Consider the following 5,806-nt stretch of genomic DNA (forward strand, 5'->3'; position numbering starts at 1 on the left):
CCAGATTTGAATCCGCGACCTTAATCTCTTGAAAGATTATACTTTTTCATTTTCTCAACGAGTGTTGTTCTGCGTACACCTAGTATTTCTGCAGCGCGAGCTACAACGTAATCATAGCGCTCTAACGCTTGGGTTATTAAGCTAATTTCAAGTTCGGCTAAATAATCTTTAAGTTCAATACCATCATCTGGCAATAGCCCACTACCCGTTTGGCTAAACTCAGCGTCTGGCTCACTTTCGTAATCGCTAAAACCGGTGCTAAATATGTCGTTAAAAGCGTCTTTTTCCATTAACTCTTCAGGGTATTCTGGTTCGTAGGCTTCAACTTCAATGTAACGATATTTATTAGGTAAATCGGGAATATCAACCACTTTTTCAGGAAACATAATAACCATACGTTCCACTAAGTTAGCAAGCTCACGAATATTACCAGGCCAAGCATGTTCTTTTAAGCTCTCAACAGCGCGCTCGGTAAACTTAGCGGTAGAACCTGTTTGGTCGTTAACACGGCGCATTAACTCTTTTAAAAGCAGCGGAATATCATCAGCACGTTCACTAAGCGATGGGTTTTCGATAGGAAATACATTTAAGCGGTAATATAAATCTTCCCTAAAACTCCCCTCTTCAATCATTGTTTCTAGGTTACGATGCGTGGCCGCAATAACGCGTACATCAGCTTGGATAGCCTTTGTACCACCAACACGTTCGTAGCTGCGTTCTTGCAATACTCGCAGCAACTTAACTTGCATTTGCAGTGGCATATCGCCTATTTCATCTAAAAATAACGTCCCACCTTGAGCTAGTTCAAACCGCCCTTTACGAGCCGATATAGCACCAGTAAACGCGCCTTTTTCGTGGCCAAATAGTTCACTTTCGAGCAGCTCAGCCGGAATAGCACCACAGTTAACAGGTACAAACGGTCCATTAATACGCTTTGAAAGCAAGTGTACATTACGGGCAACCACTTCTTTACCTGTGCCTGATTCGCCTAAAATTAAAACATTAGCATCAGTTTTTGCCACTTGCTCAATTAAAAAACGCACATCTTTAACCGCATCGGTTTCACCAACAAGACCATCAAACGTTTTGTGTGGTTTACTGTGCTTGTGCTCGTTTGGCAACATACGCTGATACTGCTGGCAGTCGTGAAGTAACTGAGTTGTCACTTCGTGATTAAATGGCTCGCAAATAAGCCCCACTACATTAGCTATACTTAATAGTGGTTTTAGCGTTTCGCCAATTAATAAAAACGGTAATGTTGGATAGCGTTTAATTAAGCTTTCGTGGTCAAGTGATTGCAACGCTCCTAAAATAATCATGCATTCTTGCTGCTGATATTTTTTACATTCTTGTTCAAAGCAGTCTTCGCTTAATAGTTGAGCAGCTTCACCAATAAAGCCAAGCGAAGCATTTAATCCTATTGCGCGGTTGTTATTATTATCTAAAATCAAGATCATATTTAGCGAGCCGTACTTTCACTAATTTTTATAATTAGTTAAATTGTAAGCCAGTTCAGCATGGATGCAAGTGATAGCGGCAGTTTTTTGACATAAACGCCAAAAAACAGACGGGCTAGTTAAGTCAATCATACTTAATAGTTAATCATTAAGTATGGGTTATAGTTTTAACTTAGCCATTACTTAACTATTACCTAACTATAACTTAGCTCTAAAAATTAATTTACTCGGCTATAAAAATGCTATTGTTAGTAAATAAACTCAATTATAAATTTAAGTTGAAGTTACAAATGCCGATATATAGATAAGCAAAAATGCTTGGCATTAATATTGCTTTGTTCTTATAAAAGTATAAAAGCTTTATTGATTTTTTATATAAGTTTTTATATTAGCTTTCACATAATTTTATCGTTTTAAATTTTAGGATTTTCCCATGGCTCATGTCTCAGTAAAAAAATACAGTCAAGTTCGTGCTAGCAGCATTGCCGAAATGGCACCTTACGAACAAATAAACCTTATATTCAGTAATATTATTGGTCGTTTAGCTGCAACAAAGGGCTTTATTGAGCGCAAAGAAATAGCAAAAAAAGGTGAAAATATTTCAGCATGTATTTTGTTATTTGGTGCACTGCAAGATGCACTTAATTTAGAAGTAGAACAAGACCCTAGTATTTCTAACAATTTATTGGCACTTTACGATTACTGCCAACGTCGCTTAACGCAAGCTAACCTACATAACGATATTGAAGCAATTACTGAAGTATCAAGTATTGTTAAAGAAATTAAAGAAGGTTGGGATAATATCCCACTAGATCAACGCAACCCTGCGGTTTAATTTTAATTATGGATTCGCAAACACCAGCAAGCCATGCTGAGCAGATACAAGCATTACTTAGTAACATTGAAGTGTTGGTAAATGATAATAATGCAGACGAAGCTCAGCCTTTTTTAGACACTTTAAATACTGATATAAAGCAATGGTGTGAAGGCAGTGAAGGCCCAAGTGCAGAGCAATTAGAATTAATTCAGCTTCGTATAAATACCATTTTAGTTAAAGCGAATAATGCAAAAAATGAATCTTCTAAAGCTATTATTAAACATAAAAAGTCTGGTAAGGCCATTAAAGCTTATAAAAGCACCTAGTAAACAGGCCTAATAAACGACCTTTATTTTAACTAAATGTATGGCTATATCTTACTATTTGAATCAAAGAGCAATACACAATAAAAAACCGCTAAGTTTAAACTTAGCGGTTTTTTATTAAATATATAATATTCTTACTCAGTTATTAATTTGATTGCCTAACTACGCCTGGCATGTTCTCTAATTGAGCTTGGACATAGCTGCTGGTGTTATTAAGGCTCGCCACCAATAAATCCATCGCATTATATTGAGAATATAAACGAGCTGATAACGACTCCATTTTACTTGTTAAACTTTCTCTTTGATCATCTAAATCATCTAACTGATTTGTTTTACTATCAATTCTGTTTTGGATAATACCGTCAGAATCTGTATAAAAACTAACTAAATCATCAAACGACTGTGCAAAGCCATCATCATTACTACCAACAAAAAATTGCTGTACTAAACTAACATCGGATTTAATTTGATCATTCAATGTGTCACTATCCAAGCTAAGCACACCATACCGGTCAGTTGTTACTCCTAATTGTGAAAGTGATAACGAACTCCCTCCCACATTTACTGAATCTGTTATTGTATCTCGCAGTTTAGACATTACACCACGTAATAATGAGTCCCCAGCCATTACGCCAACGCCATCTTCACCTGACGCACCTAAAGTGTTACTAAGCTCTAACAACTCGTTGTAACTACTGATAAAACTATTTAAACCTGTTTTAATATTATTATTGTTCTCAGTAACTGATATGTCGCTTATGTCGTCATCGATGTCATGCAGTTTCTTAACATTAATGTCAACACCATCAATAACATTGCTAAACTCATTAGTATTACTTGATACAGTCAACGCACCATCAATTGTTATCTGTGCATTTTGTGCAGCGTTTACTTCAGTTAGATTAGTAGTATGGTTAGCTGGGTCTGTATCTGATACGTCATAAGCTAATCGAGATAATCCGCCAGTATCAGTATTATTACCGTCATCGTCTTGTACGGAAATTGTAATTGCGTTGTCTTCACCGGTTTCTTTACTAGTCAGCACTAAATGCTGACCTGTATCACTCGTGACTATAGTGGCCACAACTGAATCATTACTATCATTGCCAGTATAAGGGCCGTTATTAATTTGGTCTCGTAAATCTTCTAACGTGTTTGTAGCCGATAAAACCGTAGAAAAACTATTTGTGCCAGAACCTATCGTGATTACACCCGCACCTATAGCCTCGTCTGCTGCAAATGCAGGGGACGATAACTTATGAGCTTGTGCTAATGCGTCTACTTTTACGTTATAGCTTCCAGGCTGCGCGTTTTCATCTGCGCTAATAGAGATAAAGTCATCAGTACCTGATGTACTACGCTGCTGGTATTTATCACTATCCCCCAAAGCTTCCATTGAGGTTTGCACTTTTTCCAGTGCAGATTTCAATGCCCCTACAGCTGAAATATCTGTTGTTAAATTAGCTTCTTTAGTATTTAAACGAGCTTCAGCAGGTGCTTGTTCAGCATTAACTAATGCATCAACAATATCTGATACGGCCAAACCTGAGCCTAAGCCATTAAACGAAATAGACATACTTCACCTCTCAAATACTCAAAAATAAACTAACTTATTATTAGTAATTCAAACTACCGACTAAACCGTTTGATCAATCAAAATACCTGCCGATTCAGATAATTTAGACACTAAACTTAACACTTCCTCAGAAGGATATTGTTTAATGACTTCACCACTGTTTTTATCAAGAACTTTAATTACATCGCGGCCTGAATCTTCATCAACTTTAAATTGTAAACTTCGGTTCATTTCGCCCATGAAGTCTTGCAATTGTTGCGCCATCTCTTCTAATTGTTCACGCTCTAAAGGCTGCTTTTGCGTAGAGTTTATATCGTATTGGTTTTTCTGTAATTGCTGTTGATTTTGTTTCTCTACTTGATTTACATCATCAACAGCTCGTTCGGTTAAAGAGTGAACAACCGGTCCTACCTGCTTGTCATTTCCAGCGGTTAGATTAGATAATGTTGTAACCTCTGCATTTGAAGTAATTGTATTCATAACAGTTCCTATTTCTCACTTAATTAAACCAACAATAGCTTAATTTTAGCCCTTGAACCATAAAAGGAGGTAGCTAAAGCCACCTCCTTTTATTGTAAAGCTAATACTGACTTTATGTACTAGCTAACCATTAAGCTAACGCTTGACCTATTAACCTAATAAGCTAAGTGCTGTTTGTGGCAACTGATTCGCTTGCGACAAGATTGATGTACCTGCTTGTTGCAAGATTTGGTTTTTCGTCATTTCTGCTGTTTCTGTTGCAAAGTCAGTATCTTGAATACGGCTACGTGATGCAGATACGTTCTCAGAAATATTTGCTAAGTTACTTATTGTGTGGTCAAAACGATTTTGAACCGCACCTAAGCTCGCTCGTTGTGAGTCGATGTTTGCAATCGCGTTATCAATAATTGCTAGCGCATCTTGCGAGCCCTTTTGGCTTGTAATATCAACGTCAGAAACATCATTTAGCTTACTGACTACAGCATTAGTAGTTGCTGCAATTGAATCATCATCGGCTACTACACTGAACGTTTCAGAAGAATTTAATTGGACTGCGCCTGATATCAAAGTCGAATCAGTACTTCCAGCAGTTAAAGTAATTTCGGTTCCATCAGTACCATTGTAACCTTGAGGCTTTACAAGTAAGGTTGCAGCTGGTGTAGCAAGATTATCACTAAAATTAACAATTGAAATATCTGCTCCAGTATTATTTGATACAGACAACACACCATTATCAATCGTTGCAATCACACCATGATCATCAGTTGCACCATTAATGGCTTCAGCCATTGCTTGTTTATCACCATCAACAGTTCCTGTTGAAGTGTATGACAAATCTTCACCGTTTAGTTCAAAGCTTATAGTACTATCTAATACAGGCCCTGCTGCTGCTGCCCCAAATGTAATTTCGGCTTCAGTTCTTGCCTGAGCTGTAACACCTGTAGAGCTAGTTACGCTATTAATTGCAGCTGCAGTTGCTTCAGCGCTAGCGCCATCAGCTATTACAACATCGGCATCATTACGGCCTGATATACTGTACGTTCCTCCTGTTACTGAAGGTGCAGCTGTAGTGAGGTCAACAGCTCCTGCAGTTGCTTGACCCAAACCATTTTCTGTTGCATCCGCACCAACCGCACCTTGCAGATTAACC

6 protein-coding genes are annotated in these 5,806 nt (G+C 37.7%); 2 read left to right on the forward strand and 4 right to left on the reverse strand.

The window, feature by feature from the left end; translation table 11 throughout:
* Positions 1 to 20: 20 nt before the first annotated feature.
* On the reverse strand, positions 21 to 1,457 hold the full coding sequence (locus tag CXF76_RS00230; RefSeq protein WP_101162757.1) for a sigma-54 dependent transcriptional regulator: 1,437 nt from the start codon (positions 1,455 to 1,457) through the stop codon (positions 21 to 23).
* A 433-nt stretch (positions 1,458 to 1,890) separates the two neighbouring features.
* Between CXF76_RS00230 and fliS the strand changes: the two genes are divergently transcribed.
* Both fliS and CXF76_RS00240 read left to right on the forward strand, forming a co-directional pair.
* Positions 1,891 to 2,292, forward strand: a complete 402-nt coding sequence (gene fliS, locus CXF76_RS00235) for a flagellar export chaperone FliS (RefSeq protein WP_101162758.1) — start codon at positions 1,891 to 1,893, stop codon at positions 2,290 to 2,292.
* An 8-nt stretch (positions 2,293 to 2,300) separates the two neighbouring features.
* Positions 2,301 to 2,600, forward strand: a complete 300-nt coding sequence (locus tag CXF76_RS00240) for a hypothetical protein (RefSeq protein WP_101162759.1) — start codon at positions 2,301 to 2,303, stop codon at positions 2,598 to 2,600.
* A gap of 145 nt (positions 2,601 to 2,745) precedes the next feature.
* Here the strand turns inward: CXF76_RS00240 and fliD are convergent, their stop codons facing one another.
* The 3 genes from fliD to CXF76_RS20740 form a co-directional block, all read right to left on the reverse strand.
* Positions 2,746 to 4,176, reverse strand: a complete 1,431-nt coding sequence (fliD, locus tag CXF76_RS00245) for a flagellar filament capping protein FliD (RefSeq protein WP_101162760.1) — start codon at positions 4,174 to 4,176, stop codon at positions 2,746 to 2,748.
* A 60-nt stretch (positions 4,177 to 4,236) separates the two neighbouring features.
* Positions 4,237 to 4,656 carry a flagellar protein FlaG gene (locus CXF76_RS00250; protein WP_101162761.1) on the reverse strand — a complete coding sequence of 140 codons (420 nt, stop codon included), beginning with the start codon at positions 4,654 to 4,656 and terminating at the stop codon, positions 4,237 to 4,239.
* Positions 4,657 to 4,806: 150 nt separating this feature from the next.
* Positions 4,807 to 5,799, reverse strand: coding sequence for a flagellin (locus tag CXF76_RS20740; protein WP_232785071.1), 993 nt, complete (start codon positions 5,797 to 5,799; stop codon positions 4,807 to 4,809).
* Positions 5,800 to 5,806 lie beyond the last annotated feature (7 nt).

The sequence above is a fragment of the Pseudoalteromonas sp. 78C3 genome, from assembly GCF_002836695.1.
GTDB lineage: Bacteria > Pseudomonadota > Gammaproteobacteria > Enterobacterales > Alteromonadaceae > Pseudoalteromonas > Pseudoalteromonas arctica.